Genomic DNA, 21,222 nt, shown 5'->3' on the forward strand with positions numbered 1-21,222 from the left:
GGCATGATGGCGTGCCGTTGCGCCTAGATCACCGAAGCTCGCCGCCGTTGGCGATACAGTTGAACGTTGCTTTATTCTCGACCTTTACAACAACGCCCGTGCCAACTGGACGCGCCCAAGCAAAAGCGCCCATTTTCTGACCCGTCTTCAAATTAATAATTGCGTCGGCGCCGGCTGCACGCGCATCGTCAGCCATCAGCGGTATCAATTCATTTACTGTGCCGTAGGTTCTTTTTGAGCTATTTGCCTGCCCGATTACTGTGTAAGCAACACTACTCGGCATTGGTGACCGCATCAAGCATACAGGTTCGCTGTGAGCGGCCGACCGCTCCGCCGCAGCCTGCCCCTTGGGAGGTTGAATATATGATCTTGCTGCGCATCCTGATATGAGAATTGCGAGAAGTACAGGTAGTGCTCGTTTCATATTTTCCTTGCTCGATATCATCGCGTGCTGTTGCGTCTAAACACGAAGAGTTTCACGAAGAACAACCCGACCGACAATAATGCACGCTTCGCCTCGGCAAATTTTTCGGTGGTATTTACGTTGGTCGATATTGTCGGATGTAAGCCACCAGTCGCCAGCGTCACGGGACAAGCGCTTTACGATTGCCTCGCCCTCATAGTTCACCGCGAACACGACGCCGTCCACTGGCCGCTTGTCTGCCGTGTCAATAACAACAATGTCGCCATCATAGAGAGCTGGCTCCATGCTTTCCCCTTGAACGGGGATTGCAACAAGTTTGTCCGGGCTCAAATTCTTCTGCGCAATGACGCGTTTGCGAACGCCGAACGTCCCGCCGTCACGCCGATCTGTTTCCGTCTGGAAGCCAGTAACGCCAGCCTGGAGCCGCAAAGTCACCATCGGTATCTGAATGTGCCCATCATCGTCGGGACCAGTTACATGCACCGGCATCGCACCAGGAAGCAGGTCGGCAGTAGTGCGCTCGGCCTCTCCGTACAATAGCCAGCGGGGCGTGATGCCCAGCACCTCACACAGCCTCGTCATCTTTGGGCCAGTGATTTCCACGATTCCGCCGCTGTCGATGCTCTTTTCCCAATCGGTAATAGTAGGGTTTGATACAGGTATCAGCTTAGCAAGTTCGCCTTTTCGCAGCCCAGCAGCCTCACGGGCTCGGGTCAGTCTTTTTTTCCATTCTTCCATTAGGCAATCCTAAATGATTCTTCGTTAGGCATGCCTAGAAATGTCTTGCAAATATTTTTAGGTATGCCTAAAATAGCGCATGGACACTCAAAACCCCAACACCATCATCGACCGCTTGGGCGGCACGTCCGCTACGGCCCGCCTGTGCGAGATTCAGCCGCCTTCGGTATCTGAATGGCGCAAAACGGGCATCCCTAAAACCCAGCTCAAATTTCTCAAGGCCATCCGACCCGATGTGTTCGGAGAGTCCCCGGCGAAACGCAAGAAGCCGCGCACCCCCGCGCCGCCACCCTGATCCGCCGCAACAGAAGCACCGCAGCACCTACCTTTCCCGCCACACCCTTACTGGAAAAACTATGAACCCGAACGCAAACAGCATCGCCATGAAGTCCTACGTCAGCCCTGACGATTACACGGAGTTCGCCGAGGAATGCCGCATTGAAGGCGAGACCCACAGCGCAATGATGCGGCGCCTGATGAAGACGTACACGAAGAACCAACAGGATAGCCGCGAGCGGGCGAAAAAGGAACGGGCCAACTTGGGCCCAGTGTGGGCCTTGTCGCTGCCAGGTCGCGCGAACTACGCAACCTCGATGCGCAGCCTGCAATGAGAGTTCACAGCCGCCGCAGCACCAACACAGCGAGGCTCGCATGTAGCGAGCTAACAACCAACCGGAGGCACCATGACCAAGCCTGAACAAAAGATCGATTGCAGCGCCTATATCGTCCACTGGGCGCAGTGGTGGCAAATCACCGAACAACACATGCTTGGCGCTACTGGCGCAGCGCGGGCCGACGCGAACAACGTGCATGAGGATGCCAAGCGCAAGCTACGCGAGAGCGTGTTCTTGGCCGCGCGTGCGAGCGAAGAGGCCCATCATGGATGAAGCCATTGTCTCCCGCGCGCGCATCGAGCTGAAAGGCTACAACGCAGCGCTTCGCGGCGACCCCAGCGACGCGCACAACATGAACCCTTGGTCCGCCACCGTGCCAGAGTGGAACCGCGGCTATGCCAAGGGCGCCAGCGAGCTCCCGACAACGCAGTATGTCGCCCAGGCGCCCGAGCGTGTTGATGCGCGTCAGGCGGCCGTATGAGCGCCATCGTTGAGCCTGCTATGATTTCCACCCCATCAACTGTCGGAGAAAAAGTATATGTCGGATATCAATTGGTATGGCGAGGACCAGGACTCCTCTGTCATTTTCAACAGCGTCAACGCGTTAGCCGTTTATATAAACACGTCGGGCGAGCTGGTAATTCGCCAGCAGGGTGCCAACGGGGAGGACGATTCGGTAATCGCGCTCCCAAAAATGTTCGTCCCGATGCTGCTGAGCGCAATAACCAAGGCAATGGCCGAGTAAGCTGTGCCCCGCTGCCCCTGACAAAGGGGCAGCCATGAATTACTACCCCTTCCATATCGGTGACTTCCGCTCTGGCACGGTCAATATGACCCGCCAAGCGCGCTGGATTTACCGCGACATGCTCGACGTCTACTACGACGCCGAAGCCCCGCTCACGCTTGACCTGGACGTGCTGTGTGACCAGATCGGCGCCGAGAGCGACGAGGAACGCCGCATTGTCGAACGCCTGCTGCGCTTCAAGTTCGTCAAGACTGAGGCCGGCTACACGCATGAAATCTGCGAGCGCGTCATTGCCGAATACCACAAGAAAGCCGATACCGCCAAAACCAACGGCAAAGCTGGTGGTCGTCCACGGAAAGCTACTGGGAACCCAAAAGAACCCAGTGGGTTTCCATCCGGTTCCGATCCGGTAGCTACTGGCAACCAAGAGCAAACCGGATCACAAGCTAACCAAGAACCAAGAACCAATAACCAAGAACCAGAACAAGCAACAGCACACGCGATCGACGGCTCTGCGGTCCCCGACTTCGACCCGCCGAAAGCCGCGCCGCTCCCGATGCGTGAACTGCCCCCGGTTTCTGAAGACCCTGCTGTGCAGCTCGCCGTTGCTCTGCGCCGCCAGGGCATCACTGCAAACTCGGTTCACCCTGCCGTGCAAGGCTGGGCGGCTAAGGGCGTGACGGTCGATCTGCTGACCGAGGCGGTGGCGATTGCCAGGGGCAGCAAGCCTGACGGCGCCATCCCGGTCAACTACCTGGCGCCCATCGTCAACGACCTGCTGAACCCACCTGCTGCTCGGCCTGCACTGCCGCGTGGGACGCCCCCGCGCCCGACCAACGGCAAGTTCCACTTCGGCGACATCGACCGTTCTGGCGACGTGGCCGCCATGGCCGCCAACATGCAGCGCCGGGGAATCACCGTCCCCGAGGGAGACGAGGTGATCGAATTATGAATGGCGAATCTCTGGAAGCAGTTGGGAGTTTCTTCAACGACTTCGGCGGGCGCTTGGCGATGGCTGCCGGTTCCTGCGAAGTGCACGGCGCGGCATCCGTTCTGGTGCGCACCGGCGCGGCCTGGCACTGCCCGCGTTGCCTGGAAGCCGAAATGGCGGCCGACACCGAGGCGATGGTACTGGCCGAAAGCCGCGCCTGGCGCATGAAGGTCGCCATGATCCCGAGCAAGTACGTCGGCGCCATGTTCCCGGCCGCCACGCCAGCGCAAAAGGGCGTGCGCTCGACGGTCGCCAGCTTCCGCGACTTCATCCTGCGCGAGCGGCAATGGGCAACGCTGATCATGACCGGCGAGACCGGCACCGGCAAAACGCTGCTGGCGTGCGAGTTCGCCCAGGCGCTGGTCAGCAAGACGCCGCTCACCGTCCGCTACATCACGGCCGCCGGCATGATCAGCGAAATCCAGGCCACCTACGGCAGTCGCGACGGGAAAAGCTCCGAAACCGAAATCATGCGCTTCGCCCAATACGACGTGCTGATCCTGGACGAAATCGACGCGTACCGCGCCACCGTCGACGCCGACATGCTGCTGACCGAAATCATCAACCGCCGCTACAACGAGGGCAAGCCGATTGTGGCCATCAGCAACCAGGCGCTCGACGGCCTCAAGCAATTCGTCGGCGCGCGCGTGCACAGTCGCCTGTACGAAAACTCGTTCCCCTGCGCCTTCACCTGGGGCGACTTCCGCCGGGCCGGCGCAGCATGAGACTCGCTACCAACCACCTGGGCTACGTGGTCCAGCGCTTCGACGGCCCGGCCATCGGCTGGTTTGCCACCACTGATCCGACCACGCCCGAGAAGGCCAAGCAGCAGCTTGACAACTTGGCGCGCACGCCGGGCGCCGAGTACCGCGTGTATCCGGCACTGGGAGAAAAAGCATGAGCATCATCCATGTAGTTTCCTGCTCCACGGGTAAGGACAGCGTGGCGACCCTGCTGCTTGCGGCGGGCAGATTCGGAACGGAGCGCGTGCGCGGCATCTTGTGCGACACCGGCAACGAGCACGAGTATGTGTTCGAGCATCGGCTGTACCTGGAGCGTGCCACTGGCGTACGCATCGACATCCTGACTGCGAATTTCGACGAAGAAATCGCAGGCAAGAGGCGGTACATCGCGCGTGACGTGCGTACACGTCGGGAATACGCGACCGAGCCGGTCTTCGACGCTGCTGGCGAGCCGGTGCTCAAGCGCGACGGGCGGGGAAACATTGTGCTAAATAAAAAGGGCACCCCGGTTCAGAAAACCATAAAGGTCGGCGGCGGCAAGCGTGTGCGTTGGACGAATAAGGCAAAGCGCCGCGCCCTGGCGGTGCTGCAACCCAGCGGCAACCCGTTTCTCGACCTGTGCATGTGGAAGGGCCGGTTCCCAAGCCGCAAGGCGCAGTTCTGCACCGAACACCTCAAGCGCAACATGGCTGTTGAGTATCAATTGGCGCTGATCGAGCAGGGCCACACGGTCGTGAGCTGGCAGGGCGTGCGCCGGGACGAGTCTTTAAATCGACGCGATGCCAAACAGTTCGAGCGCGTTGACCGCAATTTCTTCATCTATCGGCCGCTCGTGGAATGGAATGTCGCTCGGGTCTTCAAAATCGCAGAAGACAAGAACATCGAGCCAAACCCGCTTTACAAGTGCGGCATGGGGCGGGTCGGATGTATGCCATGTATCAACGCATCCAAGGACGAAATCCACCAGATCGGCATCCGATTCCCCGAGCACATCGCCAAGGTGGCTGAATGGGAGCGGTTGGTCGGCCTGGCATCCAAGCGCAACGCGGCAACCTTCATGCACAAATCGAGCGGCAAGGGCCTGAATAATCAGCAAATTGTCGCTGCATCGAATATCCATGCGGTAGTCGAATGGGCAAAAACCACGCGAGGCGGCAAGCAATTTTCGCTGCTGACCGCGCTGGAAGAGCCGACTAGTTGCGCATCTTCGTACGGGCTGTGCGAATGAAAGCCGCCACCATCACCATCGACGGCAAGGCCATCGGCTTTGTCGCGCGCAAGGCGCCGCACACCGGCGACGACGCGTGCAAGGGCTGCTTGTTCGATAAGAAGCACTCGCTGGTCTGCGGCATGGCCCTCGCCCTCGCGCATGAGGTAGGACAGCCAGGCTGCGGAACGGAGGAAGTCGGCTTCATCTACGTCGAGGCCGACCCGCGTCAGCTCGTGCTGGATGAGGAGGTGCTGCCGTGAGCCCTGTCATTATCGGCGATGCATCGCTTTATCTGGGCGACTGCCTGCAGCGCATGCAGGAAATCGAAAGCGCCAGCGTTGATTTGATCCTTTGCGATCTCCCGTATGGGACGACTGCATGCGCCTGGGATTCCGTGATCCCATTTGCGCCGCTATGGGCCGAATACAAGCGCATCGCAAAAAAGGACGTCGCCATTGTATTAACGGCGACGCAGCCATTCACCACGGCCCTTATTTGGTCCAATATCGACGCCTTTAGCTACGAATGGATTTACGAAAAGACCAATCCGAAAGGGTTTCTGAACGCCAAGCGACGCCCGCTGACCGCGCACGAAAGCATTCTCGTTTTTAGCTACGGGAAGCCACCGTACTATCCGCAGAAATGGACGATCCCCGATCATTTGCGCACCAAACGGAAGCATGCCACCTCGAAGACGGCAGGAGAGGTCTACGGCGCACGCGATTTGGTGCGATGGGACGATGACGGGTCGCGTTTCCCAACCAGTGTTATCGGTTTCAGCAATCGAGTAGGCAGGGGCGAAAATTTCCATCCGACCCAGAAGCCAGTGGAAATGATGGAGTACCTAATCAAAACGTACACCGAGCCAGGCCAGATTGTGATGGATAACTGCATGGGCAGCGGCACAACAGGCGTTGCGGCGAAGCGGTGCGGGCGGAAATTCGTCGGATTCGAGCAGAAGAAAAGCTATTTCGAAATCGCGTGCGCCCGCATTGAGCAGGGCGCCTCTCATGGCCAGCTATTCGTTTCGGCGCCGATGGGGCAGGAGCAAGCCTGCATGTTTACGGAGGCCGCATGACCGCCACCTTCACCCCGCACCCGAAGCCAGTTCGGGAGCCGAAGCCGCCGCGCGGGCCGCGTCAGCGCAAATGCGCGGTCAGCGCATGCCGCACCCCGTTCGCGCCCAGGTCGATGACGCACAAGGCATGCTCGCCCGACTGCGCCGCCGCGCTGGCCCTGGCCACCCGCCAGGCCGCCGAGCGCAAGGCCGACCGCGCGCGCAAGCAGGCGATCAAGCCACGGGGCAAGCACATGGAAGAGACGCAGGCCGTGTTCAATGCCTTCATCCGTGAGCGCGACCGGCTCGCCGGCTACGCCTGCATATCCAGCGGGCGGCCGCTCGACTGGTCCGGGAACAACGTCGATGCCGGCCATTTTCGTAGCCGGGGCAGCGCGCCGCATCTGCGTTTCAACGAAGACAACGTGCACGCGCAGAGTAAGCAGGAAAACCGCTACGCATCGGGCAATGCCGTCGACTACCGGATCGGTCTGATCAAGCGCATCGGGCTGGCCGCCGTCGAAGCGCTGGAAGCCGACCAGGCGCCGCGCAAATGGACCATCGAAGAATTGGCCGCCATCAAATTCGAGTACCGCCAGAAGCTAAAACACCTCAAGGAGACCGCATCATGCTGACCACGCCGGAAAAACTGACTTGCAATACCTGCGCACACAAGGGCTTCAACATCATTTTTGCGATATTCGATCCATCGTTGCAGTTGTGCTATCGGCCCAACAGGACAATCGATCTGGTGACGGGCAAGCCCGAGAGTGCTTGGTGCAGTATCGAAAGGCGCGCGGAGGGGCGATGCGGGCCTACTGGTCGCTTCCACAGCGACGCACAGAAGGAGGCAGCGCCATGCTGAACGAAATCGAATTTCTGACCGTCGCGGCCCTGGTCATTACCGCCAGCCTCGTTATCTGCGGTCTGGTCCTGTCGATCGCTACGATCGTCGGCGCGTCGATGGAAAGCGCAGCGTGGCGCGAGTACAAGCGGAGGCGCCTGTGAGCGCCCGTGTCCAGGTTGTCGACCTGACCGGCGCCGATCTGGACTACTGGGTCGCGCGCGCCCGCGGCACGCCGGCCGAGCACCTGCGCATCGAAACGGTGCCCCGCACGGATAACCGCATCTGCGTAAACGCGTCCGGCCCGATCCCGGCGCGGTTCGACCCGTCGACGAACTGGGCGATTGGCGGGCCGATCATCGAGCGCGAACGCATCCATGTAGCGCCGATCTCGCGCCGCGAGTCACTTGGCGACTTGGCCGGCAAGTGGACCGCTTGCATCCACGCCGCCCCAGTCAGGCCGGCGGTTCAGTTCGGCGAGTCTGCTCTGGCCGCGGCCATGCGCGCGTACGTGGCCAGTGTGTACGGCGCCACTGTAGGAGCGGCGCCATGACCGATCGCCCGCTCACCGCCGCCGAGTACGCCGAGGTGCTCAACGCCGGCGCGCGCCGCAATCCTGAGCTGACCAAGGCCCAGCCGAAGGACCGATACCGCGACCCGGCCTGTTGCGCCAAGTACGCGGACGAGCGCGAGGAAACCGCCCGGAAGAAGGGTGTTGTAAACAGGAAGTATGCAGAAAATAAACAATCCTGAATGCATCATTTTTTGGTGGGATATGGTATGGTGGGAGGGTCATCTTTCGGAGCGGCTATGAACATCGCAGAATCAGCAGTAGTCGAAGCCGCTCCTGAGCGCGAATCGCCGTTCAACGTGGTCATGGGCATTTGGGCGAGGTGGATGCGCCTTGCGGACCAGCAGCACCCCGGCGGCGACGCCAACCTCCAGGACACGCGCGACTTTATGCGCACGGCAGAGGCGGTCAACGTGATGGTGGATGGCCTGCCGCGCGTGAACTGGTGGGCAGTGAAGAAAAGCCAGGGCATTTGCACTGTGTGGCGCTTTCCAGACAGCTCATACGCCGACGCGCTGCAGGGCGCTGAAGTAGCGCTGGTGCCCAAGATGAAAAATCATATTGCGGTCCGGCGATATTTCAATTAGGATATATACATTAGATGTGATTATTGCGTCTTAGGACCATACAACTACCCGCCTACCTTGCAGATAGCATTGAGGCACACAGAAGCCCGCACCGAAAGGTAGCGGGCTTCTTCCGTTTCGCGCGCACATAGCGAGGACATCATGATGTTCCGATTTAAGAGGCCGCCGTTTCCGGTACGCCTCTGGCGCAGCTATGTGGACTGGCGCGATTGCCTCGACCGTGGACCCGCACTGCGGGCCGCATGGTTCATGACCAGGTGCGAGCCATGACTGACACTACCAAGCCCGACAAGCGCAAGGTGCGCGCCTACATGGATCGACGCACTCGCCCCGAGCAAGAAGACCCACCGCCAACGTCCGACGACATTCGCCGAGAGTTGGGCTGGGAACTCATCCCCCCACAACGACGACACGAACGAGCAGCCATGACAACCGCACACGAGCGCACCTGGCTGATGATCGCCATCCAGCTGGGCATGCTGCAGAACGATATCGCCAAGAAGGCGCGCCACTCGGTCGGCATGAGCAACAGCCGGGTACCGCCAGCACAAGCAGCGATCGCCCGCATTCACTGATCATCAGCACGCGCCATCGCACTCCAGCGGCGCGACTCGTAATAGCGGGTGCAGTCACCGATGAACCATGGCTACGGTCTCCCACCGCAAGGCACCGCGGGCAATCGCGTAGAGCAGGCGGTGACACTCATGCGGGCCATGCCGGCGCGCTTACACAATCAGCCAAGGAGCAGACGATGAGAATCTCAGCCGATCCGCAGCACCCCGACTACAACGCAGCCATGTTGCCCGTAAATGTGTACCTCAACGGCGAGCGCCTGAACGATTGCGTCTTCGCGGATGAGGAAGGTGGCGAGGCAATCGTCGCAGCAAGGGACGAGCACGGCAACATCTACGTTGTCAGCGAAGAGATCGCAGTCGAGGTGATGCGCGGGCAAGTGCGCATCACGCCTCACTACATCACCGCAGTGCGGGCGCCACAAGCCAGGAATAAACCATGACCACCGTCGACCACACCAGGATCACCACACTGATCGAGCAACGCATCCGCGATGAAGTTCGGGATGAGAGCCGCGAGGCTGTAGACGCGTTCGCATCAGTGATTGAGGCCGAGCTTTATAAGCTGGGCGTCTACGCTCCATTGACCAACATGTACGAGCTGATCGAGCAGGTACGCACCAAGCACATCGAGAACATGGTCAACAAGCGCATCGTTGATCTGGTCGAGCGCCTGGTGCAGGGTGAGCAAGTCCCAGCGCAATCGGTGGTCGTCACCAGCGAGCGCGCACTGACGGCCCAGCAGGTTGAGCGAATCAAGAAGGGCATGCTGGATGACTTGCCAGCAGGGTGCAAGGTAGCAGTCCTGCATGGCGGGCTGACCGTTGGTGCTGTGGTTTAGGCACCCTCGTGAAACTGCAAACCCTCAAGCCGCGCCTGAAGGCAGCAATTCCCGGCCGCGCCCTCCCTGTCGCATCCCCTCAAGTAGCACAGCGCCTCCGTGGTAGCGCAGGGGTAGCGGACCGCATCAAGATCAGGACGCGCGACTGTGGTCTGTGTCAGGTGTGCAAGAGGCCCGGCTACCTCGTCGACCACATCAAGCCGCTGATAGACGGCGGATCGGATGAAGATACCAACAAGCAACTGTTATGCGCACCGTGCCATGACGACAAGTCCGCACGAGAGGCGGCGGCCCGCGCGGGATCGTAGTACCGAGCAACATTTCATCTGTGCAATGTGTTGCATCCGAGCATGGGTAGGGCGGGTCGAAAGTCTGGCGCGATTTTGACCGGACACCCCTAGTTACCTCACGCACAGAATTTATCCCCCATTTCAAAAGGATTTCAAGATGGCAGGCAAACCCGGTCGTAGCGGCGGTGCGCGTATCGGCTCGGGGCGCAAGTCCAGTTCATATCACGCGATGGTTGCCGCCGGAGAAATCAAGTTGGATCAGAAGCCGGTCCGGGCGTTCCGCGACGTTCCGTGCTTCGTCTACATCGTGCACGAAGTACTTCAGCCTGGAGTTTGCAAAATCGGCGTGGCGCTCAATGCAGCAAGGCGGGTGTCCCATTTGCAGGTGGGGACGTGGCGTGACTTGGTGCTGGCCGAATCGTTCCTTTGCCCAACTGAAGAAGCTGCCCACTTGGTTGAGCGCGAAGTCCACCTCGCGCTGAAGGAATATCACTGCCGCGGCGAGTGGTTCGCTGTAACCCCAGACTTCGCTGCCAATGCAGTGCGTAGCGCAGCAGCGCGTGCCAACGCCAACTTGGCGGGCGCTGCAATGACAACAGGTGGAGTTCAGAGTGAGCGATTCTAAAAAAGAAAAGGGCTGGGGCGGCGCCCGGCCGGGTGCTGGCCGTAAGGCGAATCCCAAGCCGGAAGCGACGCCGATTCCACCGCATATCGCCCAGGTGGTAGATGGGCAGCCGCTTGACCCGCGCCCGGCGCTGGAGCAAGTTGCACTCGGCCTGCTCGAAGTCACGCCGCAGCAGTACAAGGCACTCACCGCGCTGCTGCCCTATGTGCACAGCAAGAAGGGGGAAGGCGGCAAGAAGGAAGCTGCGGACAAGGCAGCCAAGACAGCGGGCGCTGGCAAGTTCGGCGCCCGCCAGCCGCCCCGGCTGGTATCCAGTAAATGAACGAGTGGTCCACGGCGTGTCCGGACTGGGAGCGCCGGATCGTTGCGCAAGAGTCACTGATTCCTTTCGAGCCGCTGTTCCCCGATGAGGCCCGGGCGGCGCTTGAGGTCTTCGGCGCGCTGCGCATGGTGGACGCCACCGGCAGCCCGCTGATGTGCGAAACGGTGCGTGCGTGGGTGAATGAGTTCGTGGCGGCTATCTTCGGCGCCTACGACGCGGAAGCCGGCCGCCGGCTTATAAACGAATTCCTGCTGCTAATCAGCAAGAAGAACGGCAAGTCGACCATCGCGGCCGGAATCATGCTCACCGCGCTGATCCTGAACTGGCGGCCGAGCGGCGAATTCATCATCCTCGCGCCGACCAAGGAGGTCGCGGACAACGCGTACAAGCCGATCCGCGACATGATCGCCGCTGACGAAGAACTGAAAGCGCTGTTTCAGGTGCAGGACCATCTGCGCACGGTGACGCACCGCGAGCTGATGGCGACGCTCAAGGTGGTGGCCGCCGACAGCGACACGGTGTCCGGCAAGAAGGCAATCGGCGTGTTCGTCGACGAGCTGCACGAATTCGGCAAGCAGGCGAAGGCGGCGAACATGCTGCTGGAGGCCACAGGCGGCCTGACGTCGCGGCCAGAAGGCTTCGTGATCTACGCGACCACGCAGTCGGAAGACCCGCCGGCTGGGGTGTTCCGCGAGAAGCTGCTGTACGCCCGTAAGGTGCGCGACGGCGTGGTGGTCGACAAGACATTCCTGCCGGTGATGTACGAGTTTCCCGCGGCGATGCTGGAGGCAGGCGAGCACCGCAAGCTAGAAAACGCCTACGTAACAAACCCGAACTGGGGCCTGTCGGTGGACGCCGCGTACATCGAGAAGAAGCACAAGCAGGCTGTCGAGGCCGGCGAGGAAGACTTCCGCCGGTTCCTGGCCAAGCACCTGAACGTTGAGATCGGCCTAGCGCTGCGGTCCGACCGCTGGGCTGGCGCGGACTTCTGGGAGCGCCAGGCGATCCCAGTGTTCTCGCTGGAAGAGTTGATCGAACGGTCGGAGGTGATCGACGCTGGGTGCGACGGCGGCGGCCTGGATGACTTGCTGGGGTTCGCAGTTGTTGGCCGGTGCGCGACGACGCGGCGCTGGCTGGTGTGGGGGCATGCCTGGGCGCATCCGGTGGTGCTGGAGCGCCGCAAGGAAGTGGCGGCCCGACTGCTGGACTTTGCAAAGGCCGGGCACCTGACGTTGGTGAAAGAGGTCGGGGAGGACGTGGCGGCAGTCGCGGCCCTGGTCGCCCAGCTGGAAGCATCCGGGAAGTTTGACCGTATTGGCGTCGATCCGAGCGGCTTGGGCGGCATCCTAGACGCGATGCTGGCGGCCGACGTGCCAGAGGAAAAGATCGTTGGCATTTCGCAGGGCTGGAAGATGACCGGCGCGATCAAGACCGCTGAGAGAAAGCTGGCTGAGGGCGTAATCGTCCACGGCGGGCAGCCAATGATGGCTTGGTGCATCAGCAATGCGCGCATCGAGCCGCGCGGCAACGCAGTAATTATCACAAAGCAGGCGTCAGGCACGGCGAAGATTGACCCGCTGATGGCGATGCTGAACGCGGTGTCCTTGATGGCACTGAACCCCGAAGCAAACTCAGGCAGCATCACACAAGGATACGTGGAGCTATGAAATTTTTCGACGCGCTTGTCGCCATGATCACCGGGCGGCAGGACTCGTCACGCCCAGAAGTTAGCAACGTGACCTACAGCGACAGCGTGATGGACGCGTTCGGCGTTTCGTCAGCCGGTACCACCGTATCGGCCACCACGGCAATGCGCGTGTCGGCGGTGGCCGCCTGCGTCGCCAAGATCAGCGGCGCGATCGTGAACATGCCAATTCACGAATACTCACTGGAGGACGGCGATATTCCGGGCCGCGTGGCGCGCAGCGATACATGGTATCTGCTAAACGAGCAGCCGAGCCCGAACTACACCGCGGCGTCGATGTGGGAGGGCGTGAGCATGGCGCAGCTGCTGCGCGGTGACGCGTTTGCCCTGATCCGCCGGCGCATGAACGGTTCGGTGCGCGAGATTCTGCCGCTGCCATGGGGCGCTGTGTCGCCGATGCGCACCGTTGGCCAGGGCGTGCGCTACTACGTGAATCTGCCCGAGCACGGCATTTCGACTTGGTTCGACCCTGCCGACATTCTGCACTTTCCGGGCCTTGGCTTCGACGACACGACCATGCGGTCCATGTCTGCCATTCAGTATGGCGCGCGCAGCGCGATCGGCAATGCACTTGCGATGGACGAGTACAGCGGGAAGTTCTTCGAGGGTGGCGCGCATCCATCGATCATTCTCAGCACCGACAAGAAGATGGCCCCAGGGCAGGTCAAGGACATGCAGGAGGCGTTTGCGCGCCGACACTCGGGCCTGGCGAATGCCCACCGCCTGCCGTTCATCTTGACCGAAGGATTCAGCGCCAAGGAGATCAGCCTGTCCGCCGAGGACGCCCAGCTGCTGGAGGCGCGCAAGTTTCAAGTGCTCGACGTTGCGCGCGCGTTCGGCGTTCCTGGTTTCATGATCAACGAATCCACCGGCGCCACGTCGTGGGGCTCCGGTATCGAGTCGATCGGGCGCGCGTTCGTGCAGTACACGCTGCAAACCTGGCTGCGGAAGATCGAACAGGAACTGAACCGCAAGCTGTACCCGCGCAATACGCGCCGCTTCCTCGAATTCTACCGGGAGGCGCTTTACGAAGGCGACATCGCGGCACAGGGCGAGTATTTCCGGTCGGCCTTGGGCGGCCCGGGCGCCGGCGACGGCCACATGTCGATCAACGAAGTCCGCCGTATCAAGCGCATGGCGCCGATCCCTGGCGGCGATGAAGTCTACCGCGCACCGCGCGACCAACCACAACCCGCATCGAAAGCCGCCGAATGACCTACCTCATGCAACTTTGTATTGACAACGCCGCAAGCTCGGTAGCGAAGCAGGAGATTTTCGTCTCGAACAGCGCCGGCCAGACGCTCTACATCCGTGGCGTCATCGCGTCGAACTTCGATGCGAACGCGGCCGACGTGATCGCCAGCCTGAATAAGGCTGACCCGGGTCAGGTGCTCAACATCCGCTTCAACACCCCGGGCGGCGATGTGTTCCAGGGTAAAGAGATCGCCGCGGCGATTAAGAGCTACCCGGGCAAGACAATCGGCCACGTCGATAGCCTGTGCGCCAGCGCTGGCACGAGCATTGCCATTTCGTGCGACGAAATCGAAATGAGCAAAGGCGCTTTCTTCATGATTCACAACGCGCAGGGTATGGCGTTTGGCGATAAAAAGGCGCTGCGCGATCGCGCCGACCTGGTTGAGAAGATCGAATTGTCCATCGTGGATGACTACACCGAAAAGACCGGCAAGCCTGCAGAGGACGTAATCGCAATGATGGAGGCGGAAACCTGGATGAGCGCTGAAGAGGCGCTGTCCCATGGGTTCATCGATCGCATCGCCGGTGCGCCGGCCAAGACATCGAACGCCTGGAACCTGGCGGCCTATGCAAATGCGCCCGCTGCGCTCGCGCCGCAACCGCCAGCAGCAGAGCCTGCGCCAGCCCCAACGCCAGTGCCATCCATGACGCAGGCAAACACTAACCGCCTCGCACTTATTCAAGCCCTGTAACGCTTCTCGCGTACGCCCGCCGAGGTCGGTCACCTCACCCAATCGGGAGCCTTCACGGCTCCCTTTTTTATTGAAAGATCACATGATCACTATCGAAGCCCTCCGCGAGAAGATTGCAAACCTCGCCGTTCAAGCCAACCACCTGCTCGCTGAAAAGGGCGATCAGACTTGGTCGAAGGACGACCAGCTGAAATTCGACAATTTCGCTGCCGATATCGAGTCGGCCAAAGGCCAGATTCGCAACATCGAGAAGATGCGCGAGCTGGAAGCCGACCAGTATTTCAAGGAAAACGGCCCGACGAACAAGGCAGAGCAAGGCGTCACCGTCGATGCTCTGGTTGCGGTCGCGCTGTACATGCGCAACGGCACCAACGTCACGAACGAGCAAGCCATTGCCATCCGCAATGCGATGTCGACCACCACTCCGGCAGAGGGCGGCTATACCGTTCCAGCCGAAATCGCCACCATGGTCATCGAAAAGCTGAAGGCGTTCGGCGGCATGCGCGAAGTGGCCACGATCATTTCGACTACCGGCGGCAACCCGCTGAACTACCCAACGTCGGACGGCACCGGTGAGGTTGGCGAGATCGTTGGTGAGAACGCCGCAGTAACTGGCGCTGATGTCACGTTCGGCACGGTCGCGCTGCCGGTGTTCAAATACTCGTCCAAGAAAATCGCGTTGCCGCTGGAATTGATCCAGGACAGCGCGATTGATGTTATCGCTCTGGTGGTGGCGCGCCTGGCCATGCGTATCGCGCGCATCCAGAACACGCACTACACAGTCGGCGGCGGAACAACCACCCCGGACGGCGTAATTCCGCGCGCTGGCGTCGGCAAGATCGGCTCGACCGGCCAGACCGTCACGATTACCTACGACGACACGATCGACCTCAAGCACGCAGTTAATCGCGCATATCGTGCGAACGCCGCGTACATGATGAACGACCTCAGCGTCGCCACCGTCTCGAAGCTCAAGGACACCACTGGCCGGCCGATCTGGACTCCCGCCATCACCGCTGACGCGCCTGACCTGCTGAACGGTCACCGGGTTGCCATCAACGACGACGTTGCGGTCATGGCAGCCAATGCGAAATCCATCGCGTTCGGCGACTTCTCGCAATACACCATCCGCGATGTGGCCGGCAGCACCGTTCTGCGTCGCTTCGATGATTCGGCGTTCGCCCTGAATGGCCAGGTCGGCTTCTGCGGCTGGCAGCGCTCGGGCGGCAACTTGCTCGAGCCGGCCGCCGTGAAGGTGTACCAGAACTCGGCCACCTAAGCCGCGCGCGGCGGGCTTCGGCTCGCCGCCTCTTCACTTAACGAAAGAACCCCATGGCGAAATTAAACAAGGCTCCGGACGGCGCCGTGAAGGCCCGCGTCCTGGTCGGCTGTGCGCTCGGCAACTGCGATGACGTGGTTGAGGTGGCTGTTGACGACTTGCCCGGCCTTGTCGGCGTAGTCGATGCCGACCCTGCTGCTGTCGCATATGCCGAAACCCTGACGAAAGAATAATTATGACCATCCGCCTGCTCTGCGCCTATTCAATTTACCCAGCGAACGCGATCGTTATTCTGGACTCTGGCACCGAAGCCGGGCTCGTAGCCGCAAAGCAGGCGAGCACCGATCTTACTGGCGGGGCCATCTACATCGGGAAGTATTCGGGTTCGGGCGAGCCAAGTTCAGGCGAGCCGATCACGCGCACCGAAGCACTGTCGCGCATTTGGGGCATCTGTGGAACTGGTGGTGTTTTGCATCCTGGCGCCAACCAGTCCGCCCTCAATTTCACGACCAGCCTCAAGATGGAAATGGAGGCGCATTTTTATGCTGTGCGAGTCCTGCGCATCAACCGATCCGCCGCCAACTCGCTCGACGCACAGAAAGCCGTCATCGGCGTGACCGGCTCGAACGCGACCGATACTTCGTACGGGCTGACTGCTGCTCAGAACACTGCTGCGCCAGTCATTAACGGGGTTGCGTATGCCCAGCTTGCGCCGGCCGGCACGGCGAACGGGTTCCAGCCCGTTATCTGGCCTGGCCGCGAAGTCGTCAGCCTGACGAATTCCACCACCACCGCAACGCTGACGACCAAGGTTCCGCACGGCCTCATTACCGGCGCCACAGTGACAGTACGCAATGCCGACTTGGCGGCCTACAACGTCACTGCCACGGCCATTACTGTCACCAGCACGACCGCGTTCACCTACACGATGGGCGCGGACCCAGGCGCGGCGGCAGCCGTCGTCGGCAGCTACACCGCCAATATGGTAGGCGTGCTCAAGCCGAATGTAGACCAAACGTATGCGCTATCAGAGAAGACGTACATCAAGAGCGTGCCGCGCCTCGACGGCAGCGCTCGCCCTCTGCTGATGATTCGCCTGCATTGCAACGGAACGATCTACCCATTCCCGTTCCACACGATGTCCGCATTAGCCAGGACGCCGAGCGCAGCATTGCGCGGCCGGACTTTTCAGACGGCCTATGCGCTCAGCGATGCCGTTGGCACGCTCAGCACCAATATGAGCTTGGCCGGCGAGCTGCTGGACGTGTACCCGGTCGTGTCGTACTCAGTTCCGGTCATCAGCATCTGGCATGCGAATGATTCGACCGGGCAAAACGACGCGCTGGTTGCCGACAAAATATCGTCCTGGATGCACCGGGCGTGCCTCACCTTATCGACGCCGCAGAAGCCGATCGTGTTTGCCAATTTCGGCGCCAGTTCCCAGACGTCGATGACTTACTGGAATCAGGTAAAGGCTGCACTGGCCGCAGGTGCGCCGCCGCCGTCGGTCCTGATTGTCGGCTGCGATAGCGTGAACGACGGCGTCAACACCGACGGCACCATCACCAACGCGTTCGGTCTGGCGGCAGATGTGATCAGCACTTGTAAGAAATACGGAATCCCGAAGGCGGTTATGCATCCGCGCATGCCTCTGAACACTCTGAATACGGCGCAATACGCGTTGAAGGTTGCTCAGGACATCGAACTGGCGAAGTTGGCTGCATCCTACGGAATCGAGTGGATGTCGCTGTCCGGCTTAGGCGATGGCGCGAATCCGGAGCGTTGGGTCCCGGCGCTCAATAGTTCAGGTGACGGATTTCACCCGAACGAGATTTGCATCGAGACCATTCTTGCGACCCAAGCGGCAGCCTTCATTGCTTCGAAGTTTCTGTAAAAGCCACCATGACCTCACGCCAAACCACCCCGCCGGCCCAGCTGGCGGTTTCGCTCGAAGCTGCCAAGTTGCAGCTTCGCGAGACAACGGCCGACCTGGACGCGTCGATCACGCTGTCGCTCAAGGGCATCACGCGCGAGTGCGAGCACCAGATCGGCCGCGCCCTGATATCGCAGGGCTGGCAGCTGGCTTTGCCGGCGTTCGAGGATGCATTGCGCCTGGAGCGCGCGCCGCTCATCGCCGTGCAGAGCGTCAGCTACTACGACGTCAACAACGTGCTCCAGGTGCTGGCGCCGGAAGCCTACTACGTCGACGCCGTGACCGAGCCGGGCTACATCGTGCCAGCTGCGGGCGCGACCTGGCCGGAGACATACGCGCGCCGCAACGCCGTGGTCGTGGAATACACGTGCGGCTACGGCCTGACCGCCGCCAGCGTGCCCGAGAACGTGCAGCTCTATATCCTGGCGCGCCTGTCCGAGCAGTTCGACCCGGCGACGCGCGAGTTCAAGGCCACCTCGCAATCGATGTACGTGGACAGGCTGCTGGACGCCTGCCGGGTGTACGGATGAGCGCCTTCGCGCAAACCCTGCGCGACCTTGTGACGATCCAGGCGCCAGCCGGCCGCGACGCGATCGGGCAGCCTATTCCGGGCGGCTGGGTCGAGTTCGCCAAGGTATGGGCCGACATTCTCCATACAGGCGGGATGGAGGCGATCAAGGCCGGCGCCGTGACGTCGACCGTGCAGGCGTCGATTCGTCTGCGCCAGCGCGCGGGCCTGCATGCCGGCATGCGCGTGCTGCACGACGGCACCATTTACAAGGTGCTCGCCGTGCTGCCAGACAAAGTGCGCCGCCAGTACCTCGACCTTGTTTGCGAGATTACGAAATGATCACTATCGACGCGAGCGCGTTTCAAGACGCGATCAAAGCCGCAACCGACCAGATTGCGGGCGCTGTGGGCGAATCGAGCCTGCGCGCCGCGGGTTTCGCCGGCGCCGAGGTATTCCGTGACGAGGCGATCCGCAACGCAGCCTCGCACAAGAAGACCGGCGTCTTGATGCGCAACATCATCGCGAAGCGCCTGGACGAAGAGTCGGACGGCGATAAGCGCCAAGCGTATCTGGTCACGGTCCGGTCCGGCAAGTTCGGCACCGATGGCGACGCTTTTTACTGGCGCTTCGTCGAAAACGGTCACCGCTTTGTGCGCCGCAAGAACAAAAAGCAGTCGCTCAAGGCGGCGCGCGCGGCGTCGGCGCTGGAGTACGGCACGGCCAGCGCGCCGGCCTACCCGTTCATGCGCCCGGCTTACGAGAGCAAGAAGCAGGAAGCGGCCGAGGCTGTGACCGCCAAGCTGGCCGAGAAAATGGCCGAGAAAGCTGGTGGCGCATGAGCATGGAATTGATGGTGTTCGAGGCGCTGCAGGGCTTTGTCAAAGGCGACGTCTATCCGGACTTCGCCCCTGAAGGCACGCCGCCGCCTTACATCACTTTCCAGGCGGTCGGCGGCGATCCGATTAATTTTCTCGATGGTGGCGCGCCCAGCAAAGAGCGTGTACGCGTGCAGGTCAGCGTGTGGGCCTCCACGCGCGTGGAGGCGTCGAGCATAGGCAAGCAGGCAGAGAACGCCTTGCGCGTCGTGACGGGCTTGCAAACCACTGTGGTGACGGGCCGCATGGCCACGTTCGATGAGGATGCCGGACTGCGCGGCACGATGCAGGACTTTGAATTTTTCACCTGATCTAAACTTTTTCATGCCCATTTCGGGCGAACCCACGACCCGCCTTTGAGCGGGTTTTTTATTTCCCGAAAGGAAAACACAAATGGCTGTTTCTCTCCCAAACGGTATCGTGCTCGCTCTGGCGACTGCGTACGCGGCAAACCTTACCGTCACCGCCGCATCCAATGCATCGGAGGCGGTGCTGACCGTTACGAATACCCTGGTGGCCGGTGACTTCTTCGAATTCACCTCGGGCTGGAGCCGCGCGAACAACCGCGTGTTCCGCGTGAAGTCGCCGAGCGGCACCACCATCGTCGTGGAAGGCTTGGATACCACGTCGACGACCGCATTCCCTGCCGGCTCTGGTGCGGGCACGATCCGCAAGATCAACACCTGGACGCAGATCACCCAGATCATGGGCTGCACCAGCTCGGGCGGCGAACCGCAGTACCAGACCTACTCCTTCCTGGAGCAAGACTTCGACAGCCAGATTCCGACCACCACGTCGGCCCAATCGGTCGCCCTGGAAATCGCGGATGATCCGGCGCTCGCTGGCTATCAGGCGCTCAAGGCCGTGGCGCAATCGCGCGCGACCACGGCGCTGCGTGCCACTCTGCCAGCCGGCGGGTTCATCCTCTACAACGGCATCTGCGCCTTCGACGAAACGCCATCGCTCAGCAAGGGCAACCTGATGGCCGTCAAGGCTGGTATCGCGCTGCAGGGCCGCCCGGTTCGTTACGCGACCTAACCACCTGTTGTCTCCCGGCCCGCATCAGCGGGTCTTTCTATGCCGGCGGCTTGATCCCCGCCGGTCTTTTTCTCTCTCGAAAGCAAAAAATGACCAAGACAAACGCAAAAAAATTCTCCCTCTCCGTCGCCCCGACCTTCAAAGCACCAGTGGCCATTGCCATCCCGGGCGCCGGCGAAGCGCAAATCATCTTCACCTTCAAGCACCGCACGAAGGACGAGCTCAAGGAATTCATGGAGTCGCTCAAAGCGGCCGACACTGAGGACGGCCCGAACGATGCCGACGTGCTGCTCGACATTGCCAGCGGCTGGGACTTGGACGAGCCGTTCGACGCTGCCTCGCTGGAAATGCTGACGCAACGCTATATGGGCGCGGCGCAGGCGGTTATCGGCGCCTACTTTGGCGAGCTGACGGGCGCCCGCACAAAAAACTGATCGCGCTTGCAGAGGACATGTATCGGAAAGGCCCGACGCCGGAGGAATTGGCGGCGGCCGGCCTGACCGAGGCAGACTTTGCAGGCGAACCAGCGGTGGAGCCGTGGCCGGATAACCTGGCTGCACTGCTGCTGTTCCAGTACCTGCGCACACAGTGGCGCACCGGTGCCGGCGGCCCCAGCGGCCTGGACTACACGGTGCTGCACCGAAAAATGGATCGCATGGGCCTGGCCCCTGACGACTACGACCAGCTCGAGCACGATATCCAGATCATGGAAATCGCCGCGCTCAACTGTATCTACGCAAAAACATAGCCGCCTCCGGGCG

The 21,222-nt window shown here is 61.2% G+C and carries 37 protein-coding genes; 35 read left to right on the forward strand and 2 right to left on the reverse strand.

Features of this window, described 5'->3' with window-relative positions; all coding sequences use genetic code 11:
• Window positions 1-28: 28 nt before the first annotated feature.
• Complete coding sequence (locus tag CR152_RS33365) at window positions 29-424, reverse strand: hypothetical protein (protein WP_157778788.1); 396 nt, start codon at window positions 422-424, stop codon at window positions 29-31.
• A gap of 36 nt (window positions 425-460) precedes the next feature.
• On the reverse strand, window positions 461-1,162 hold the full coding sequence (locus CR152_RS27840) for an XRE family transcriptional regulator (protein ID WP_167399962.1): 702 nt from the start codon (window positions 1,160-1,162) through the stop codon (window positions 461-463).
• Between the two features lie 79 nt (window positions 1,163-1,241).
• Here CR152_RS27840 and CR152_RS27845 point away from each other — a divergent pair, with 79 nt between their 5' ends.
• From CR152_RS27845 to CR152_RS28010, 35 genes are all read left to right on the forward strand, one after another.
• A complete protein-coding gene (locus CR152_RS27845) occupies window positions 1,242-1,457 on the forward strand; it encodes a helix-turn-helix domain-containing protein (RefSeq protein ID WP_099880413.1) in 216 nt (71 codons plus the stop codon).
• A 61-nt stretch (window positions 1,458-1,518) separates the two neighbouring features.
• Window positions 1,519-1,773: a hypothetical protein gene (locus tag CR152_RS27850; RefSeq protein WP_099880415.1), complete on the forward strand. Its 255-nt coding sequence runs from the start codon at window positions 1,519-1,521 to the stop codon at window positions 1,771-1,773.
• Window positions 1,774-1,845: 72 nt separating this feature from the next.
• Window positions 1,846-2,049: a hypothetical protein gene (locus tag CR152_RS27855; protein WP_099880418.1), complete on the forward strand. Its 204-nt coding sequence runs from the start codon at window positions 1,846-1,848 to the stop codon at window positions 2,047-2,049.
• Window positions 2,042-2,257: a hypothetical protein gene (locus CR152_RS27860; RefSeq protein ID WP_099880420.1), complete on the forward strand. Its 216-nt coding sequence runs from the start codon at window positions 2,042-2,044 to the stop codon at window positions 2,255-2,257. The genes CR152_RS27855 and CR152_RS27860 overlap by 8 nt, the downstream gene beginning before the upstream one ends.
• A gap of 57 nt (window positions 2,258-2,314) precedes the next feature.
• Window positions 2,315-2,521, forward strand: coding sequence for a hypothetical protein (locus tag CR152_RS27865; RefSeq protein ID WP_099880422.1), 207 nt, complete (start codon window positions 2,315-2,317; stop codon window positions 2,519-2,521).
• A 34-nt stretch (window positions 2,522-2,555) separates the two neighbouring features.
• On the forward strand, window positions 2,556-3,473 hold the full coding sequence (locus tag CR152_RS27870; protein WP_099880424.1) for a YdaU family protein: 918 nt from the start codon (window positions 2,556-2,558) through the stop codon (window positions 3,471-3,473).
• Window positions 3,470-4,237 (forward strand): ATP-binding protein, encoded by a 768-nt coding sequence (locus CR152_RS27875; protein ID WP_099880426.1) that lies wholly within the window; start codon window positions 3,470-3,472, stop codon window positions 4,235-4,237. Before CR152_RS27870 ends, CR152_RS27875 begins: the two co-directional genes overlap by 4 nt.
• Window positions 4,234-4,413: a hypothetical protein gene (locus CR152_RS27880; RefSeq protein WP_099880428.1), complete on the forward strand. Its 180-nt coding sequence runs from the start codon at window positions 4,234-4,236 to the stop codon at window positions 4,411-4,413. The genes CR152_RS27875 and CR152_RS27880 overlap by 4 nt, the downstream gene beginning before the upstream one ends.
• Window positions 4,410-5,483, forward strand: coding sequence for a phosphoadenosine phosphosulfate reductase domain-containing protein (locus CR152_RS27885; RefSeq protein ID WP_099880430.1), 1,074 nt, complete (start codon window positions 4,410-4,412; stop codon window positions 5,481-5,483). Before CR152_RS27880 ends, CR152_RS27885 begins: the two co-directional genes overlap by 4 nt.
• Complete coding sequence (locus CR152_RS27890; RefSeq protein ID WP_099880432.1) at window positions 5,480-5,725, forward strand: hypothetical protein; 246 nt, start codon at window positions 5,480-5,482, stop codon at window positions 5,723-5,725. Before CR152_RS27885 ends, CR152_RS27890 begins: the two co-directional genes overlap by 4 nt.
• Window positions 5,722-6,543: a DNA-methyltransferase gene (locus CR152_RS27895; protein WP_208640211.1), complete on the forward strand. Its 822-nt coding sequence runs from the start codon at window positions 5,722-5,724 to the stop codon at window positions 6,541-6,543. Before CR152_RS27890 ends, CR152_RS27895 begins: the two co-directional genes overlap by 4 nt.
• Window positions 6,540-7,157 (forward strand): recombination protein NinG, encoded by a 618-nt coding sequence (locus CR152_RS27900; protein WP_099880434.1) that lies wholly within the window; start codon window positions 6,540-6,542, stop codon window positions 7,155-7,157. Before CR152_RS27895 ends, CR152_RS27900 begins: the two co-directional genes overlap by 4 nt.
• Before the next feature lie 223 nt (window positions 7,158-7,380).
• Window positions 7,381-7,530 (forward strand): hypothetical protein, encoded by a 150-nt coding sequence (locus CR152_RS33370; protein WP_157778789.1) that lies wholly within the window; start codon window positions 7,381-7,383, stop codon window positions 7,528-7,530.
• Entirely contained in the window at window positions 7,500-7,919 is a 420-nt protein-coding gene (locus CR152_RS27905) for a phage protein NinX family protein (protein WP_229413668.1), read from the forward strand. Before CR152_RS33370 ends, CR152_RS27905 begins: the two co-directional genes overlap by 31 nt.
• Window positions 7,916-8,119, forward strand: a complete 204-nt coding sequence (locus tag CR152_RS27910) for a hypothetical protein (protein WP_099880437.1) — start codon at window positions 7,916-7,918, stop codon at window positions 8,117-8,119. The genes CR152_RS27905 and CR152_RS27910 overlap by 4 nt, the downstream gene beginning before the upstream one ends.
• Before the next feature lie 57 nt (window positions 8,120-8,176).
• A complete protein-coding gene (locus CR152_RS27915) occupies window positions 8,177-8,524 on the forward strand; it encodes a hypothetical protein (RefSeq protein ID WP_099880439.1) in 348 nt (115 codons plus the stop codon).
• Between the two features lie 425 nt (window positions 8,525-8,949).
• Window positions 8,950-9,099 carry a hypothetical protein gene (locus CR152_RS33375; RefSeq protein ID WP_157778790.1) on the forward strand — a complete coding sequence of 50 codons (150 nt, stop codon included), beginning with the start codon at window positions 8,950-8,952 and terminating at the stop codon, window positions 9,097-9,099.
• 176 nt (window positions 9,100-9,275) lie between these two features.
• On the forward strand, window positions 9,276-9,539 hold the full coding sequence (locus CR152_RS27925; protein WP_099880443.1) for a hypothetical protein: 264 nt from the start codon (window positions 9,276-9,278) through the stop codon (window positions 9,537-9,539).
• Window positions 9,536-9,937 carry a hypothetical protein gene (locus CR152_RS27930; protein ID WP_099880445.1) on the forward strand — a complete coding sequence of 134 codons (402 nt, stop codon included), beginning with the start codon at window positions 9,536-9,538 and terminating at the stop codon, window positions 9,935-9,937. Before CR152_RS27925 ends, CR152_RS27930 begins: the two co-directional genes overlap by 4 nt.
• 161 nt (window positions 9,938-10,098) lie before the next feature.
• Entirely contained in the window at window positions 10,099-10,245 is a 147-nt protein-coding gene (locus tag CR152_RS34450) for an HNH endonuclease (protein ID WP_229413852.1), read from the forward strand.
• Between the two features lie 139 nt (window positions 10,246-10,384).
• Window positions 10,385-10,852, forward strand: coding sequence for a GIY-YIG nuclease family protein (locus tag CR152_RS27940; RefSeq protein WP_099880450.1), 468 nt, complete (start codon window positions 10,385-10,387; stop codon window positions 10,850-10,852).
• On the forward strand, window positions 10,839-11,174 hold the full coding sequence (locus tag CR152_RS27945) for a hypothetical protein (RefSeq protein WP_099880453.1): 336 nt from the start codon (window positions 10,839-10,841) through the stop codon (window positions 11,172-11,174). The genes CR152_RS27940 and CR152_RS27945 overlap by 14 nt, the downstream gene beginning before the upstream one ends.
• The gene (locus tag CR152_RS27950) at window positions 11,171-12,841 is read left to right on the forward strand and encodes a terminase large subunit (RefSeq protein WP_099880456.1); all 1,671 of its coding nucleotides are present in this window, start codon (window positions 11,171-11,173) and stop codon (window positions 12,839-12,841) included. The genes CR152_RS27945 and CR152_RS27950 overlap by 4 nt, the downstream gene beginning before the upstream one ends.
• A complete protein-coding gene (locus CR152_RS27955) occupies window positions 12,838-14,094 on the forward strand; it encodes a phage portal protein (RefSeq protein WP_099880458.1) in 1,257 nt (418 codons plus the stop codon). Before CR152_RS27950 ends, CR152_RS27955 begins: the two co-directional genes overlap by 4 nt.
• A complete protein-coding gene (locus tag CR152_RS27960) occupies window positions 14,091-14,825 on the forward strand; it encodes a head maturation protease, ClpP-related (protein ID WP_099880461.1) in 735 nt (244 codons plus the stop codon). Before CR152_RS27955 ends, CR152_RS27960 begins: the two co-directional genes overlap by 4 nt.
• Before the next feature lie 82 nt (window positions 14,826-14,907).
• Window positions 14,908-16,104 (forward strand): phage major capsid protein, encoded by a 1,197-nt coding sequence (locus CR152_RS27965; RefSeq protein ID WP_099880464.1) that lies wholly within the window; start codon window positions 14,908-14,910, stop codon window positions 16,102-16,104.
• Window positions 16,105-16,157: 53 nt separating this feature from the next.
• A complete protein-coding gene (locus tag CR152_RS27970) occupies window positions 16,158-16,337 on the forward strand; it encodes a hypothetical protein (protein ID WP_099880466.1) in 180 nt (59 codons plus the stop codon).
• 2 nt (window positions 16,338-16,339) lie between these two features.
• A complete protein-coding gene (locus tag CR152_RS27975; RefSeq protein WP_099880469.1) occupies window positions 16,340-17,998 on the forward strand; it encodes a hypothetical protein in 1,659 nt (552 codons plus the stop codon).
• Window positions 17,999-18,006: 8 nt separating this feature from the next.
• Window positions 18,007-18,567: a head-tail connector protein gene (locus CR152_RS27980; RefSeq protein WP_099880471.1), complete on the forward strand. Its 561-nt coding sequence runs from the start codon at window positions 18,007-18,009 to the stop codon at window positions 18,565-18,567.
• The gene (locus CR152_RS27985) at window positions 18,564-18,887 is read left to right on the forward strand and encodes a phage head closure protein (RefSeq protein WP_099880473.1); all 324 of its coding nucleotides are present in this window, start codon (window positions 18,564-18,566) and stop codon (window positions 18,885-18,887) included. The genes CR152_RS27980 and CR152_RS27985 overlap by 4 nt, the downstream gene beginning before the upstream one ends.
• Window positions 18,884-19,387 (forward strand): HK97-gp10 family putative phage morphogenesis protein, encoded by a 504-nt coding sequence (locus CR152_RS27990; protein WP_099880475.1) that lies wholly within the window; start codon window positions 18,884-18,886, stop codon window positions 19,385-19,387. The genes CR152_RS27985 and CR152_RS27990 overlap by 4 nt, the downstream gene beginning before the upstream one ends.
• Entirely contained in the window at window positions 19,384-19,734 is a 351-nt protein-coding gene (locus tag CR152_RS27995) for a DUF3168 domain-containing protein (protein WP_099880477.1), read from the forward strand. The genes CR152_RS27990 and CR152_RS27995 overlap by 4 nt, the downstream gene beginning before the upstream one ends.
• Before the next feature lie 82 nt (window positions 19,735-19,816).
• Window positions 19,817-20,461: a phage tail protein gene (locus CR152_RS28000; RefSeq protein WP_099880478.1), complete on the forward strand. Its 645-nt coding sequence runs from the start codon at window positions 19,817-19,819 to the stop codon at window positions 20,459-20,461.
• An 89-nt stretch (window positions 20,462-20,550) separates the two neighbouring features.
• The gene (locus tag CR152_RS28005) at window positions 20,551-20,895 is read left to right on the forward strand and encodes a phage tail assembly chaperone (RefSeq protein ID WP_099880480.1); all 345 of its coding nucleotides are present in this window, start codon (window positions 20,551-20,553) and stop codon (window positions 20,893-20,895) included.
• Between the two features lie 17 nt (window positions 20,896-20,912).
• A complete protein-coding gene (locus CR152_RS28010; protein ID WP_229413670.1) occupies window positions 20,913-21,209 on the forward strand; it encodes a DUF1799 domain-containing protein in 297 nt (98 codons plus the stop codon).
• Window positions 21,210-21,222 lie beyond the last annotated feature (13 nt).

Origin of the sequence: Massilia violaceinigra (genome assembly GCF_002752675.1) — a bacterium.
Classification (GTDB): Bacteria; Pseudomonadota; Gammaproteobacteria; order Burkholderiales; family Burkholderiaceae_D; genus Telluria_A; species Telluria_A violaceinigra.